2 protein-coding genes are annotated in these 2,165 nt (G+C 69.2%); both read right to left on the bottom strand.

Annotation, left to right across the window (positions count from 1 at the left end; genetic code table 11):
- The coding region (locus VGZ32_RS16495; RefSeq protein ID WP_326886937.1) for a thiamine pyrophosphate-binding protein at positions 1–825 on the bottom strand (825 nt) is incomplete at its 3' end.
- 58 nt (positions 826–883) lie between these two features.
- Positions 884–2,165 (bottom strand): acetate--CoA ligase family protein (locus tag VGZ32_RS16490; RefSeq protein WP_326886936.1); only part of this gene is annotated, 1,282 nt, incomplete at its 5' end.

The raw sequence follows: 2,165 nt of genomic DNA, 5'->3' as shown, positions 1-2,165 counted from the left end.
CGTCGTGATCAGGCTCGCGCCGATGCTGAGCACGACATCGGCATCCGGGACGAAGGCCGCGATGCCGGGACTGACCGCCGTCCCGCCCGAACCGACCGACAGCGGATGGTCCTCGGGGAACGCGCTCTTGCCCACGTAGGTGGTCGCGACCGGCGCGTTGATCAACTCGGCGAGCTCGACCAGCGCGTCGGTCGCGCCGGCCCACAGCACGCCCTGTCCGGCCCGGATCAGCGGCCGTTCGCCGTCGAGCAGCAGCTCGACGGCACGCTCGACATCGCGCGGGTCGGCCGCGCTGCGGTACCGGACGGGCGCAGAGTACTCGAACAGCGCGTCGTCGAACTCCTCCTCGGCGACGTCGAGCGGCAGCTCGAGGACGACCGGGCCGGGACGCCCCGAGCGCATCAGCTGGAACGCCCGGCGCATCTGCTCATGGACGGTCTGCGGAGTGGAGAACCGGGCCGCCCACTTGGTGACGGGCCGGTAGGCTTCGACCGCGTCGAAGGTGGTCCGCAACCCCAGCTCGCGCAGGGTGTTACCGTTCGGCAGCAACAGCAGCGGTACCGAATCGGCGTAGGCCTGGGCGATGCCACCGAACGCGTGCTCGGCGCCCGGACCGTGCTGAACCATCGCGACGCCGATCCGCGTTCCGTTCGAGGTCCGGCTGTAGGCGTCGGCCATGTTGATGACGCTGCGCTCCTGGCGCCCCACGATCGGCCGTATGCCCACCGCCGCCGCGGTGTCGATCATCTTGTTGGCCGGGAAGCAGAAGACCTCCTCGACGCCTTCGCGCCGCAGCACCTCGGCGACCGCCTGGCTACCCTTCATGCGCCGATCCCCTCAACGTCTAGATTGCATCAATTATTGCATACATTCTTGTTTTTGGTCACCGGCGCAGGGCGACGATATCCAGCGCGACACAGCTGGTCCGGTCCGCCTCAACGACGACCCGCAGCGGATTGACCTCGATCTCGGCCAGCGAAGGTGCGGTGGCCAGGTACAACTCGGCGATCGCATGAGCCACGGAGGCGAGCTCGGAAAGATCGCAGCCCGGCTTCCCGCGAAAGCCCGCCAGGTGCGGCCACAGGCGCAGGGCTCGCAGCGCCCGCAGGAGTTCTTCGTCCCTGAACGGAATCGCGAGATGGACGACGTCCAGGTCGATCTCGGTGGCCACGCCGCCCGCCCCGATGGTCAGGACCGTCCCGAACACCTCGTCGTCGTGGACGCTCACGAGCAGATCCAGTCCGTCTGCGATCATTTCCTGCACGAAGACGCCGTCCGCTTCGATCCCGAAGGACGCCAGCCGCTCGGGCGATGTCATCTCCGCGAAGGCGGCCCCAGCCTGCTCGCCGCCGCGGATGCCGAGCCGCACCCCGCCGACCTCGGTCTTGTGGATCAGGCCGGGTGCGCTCAGCTTCATCACGACTGGGCCTGCGATTCGTTCGGCCGCCTCGGCCGCCTCCCGCGCGCTGGTGACGAACGACTCGCGCGGGACACGCACCCCCGCGGATGACAGCAACTCCGTCGACTGCTCGTAGGTCAGCGCCCGCTCGCTCGTCGCCGACGCCGGACCGGGCGTTTCGACTGAGGGATCCGCCGTACCCGACCCGGCGGGAGCTCGCCACTCGGCAAAGCGCCGCAGCGCCTGTACCGCGCGGTAGACGCCATCCATGGGCGCCAGCCCGGCCGCCTCCAGCACCTGGTATCCACCGCCGCGCCGGGGCGACGTCCACACCGGGATCAGCAGCGTCCCGGTGGACTGCGCGATCTCGACCGCGTCCCTGGACACCGCCACGGTGCTCTCGCCGTAGTCCGCCGGCATCGCGAACAACACCGAGCCGACGTTCGGGTCGTTGCAGATGAGTTCGAACACGGCCCGGTTCAGATCGGCGTCGGTGAACACCTTGGTCGTGAGGTCAACCGGGTTGTCGACGAACCCGAATGCCGGAGCCCGCGCCGTGAGCGCCGCCAGGGTCGCCGGCTCGAAGGCCGCCAGTTCCAGGCCGGCGCTGCCCACTAGGTCCGCGGCCAGCGACGCCATGCCCCCGGAGAACGAATACACGCAGGTCCGCGTGACGTCCCGGTCGGTCACTTCGAGGGCCCGGGAGAACAGGTGCAGGGTCTCGCCCATCTCATCGACGTCGTTCACCCGCACCACGCCATACTGC

The sequence above is a fragment of the Actinocrinis sp. genome, from assembly GCF_035938995.1.
Classification (GTDB): domain Bacteria; phylum Actinomycetota; class Actinomycetes; order Streptomycetales; family Catenulisporaceae; genus DASZGI01.
Note: the sequence above shows the minus strand (reverse complement) of the source record. Positions and strands in the feature narration are given on the sequence as shown.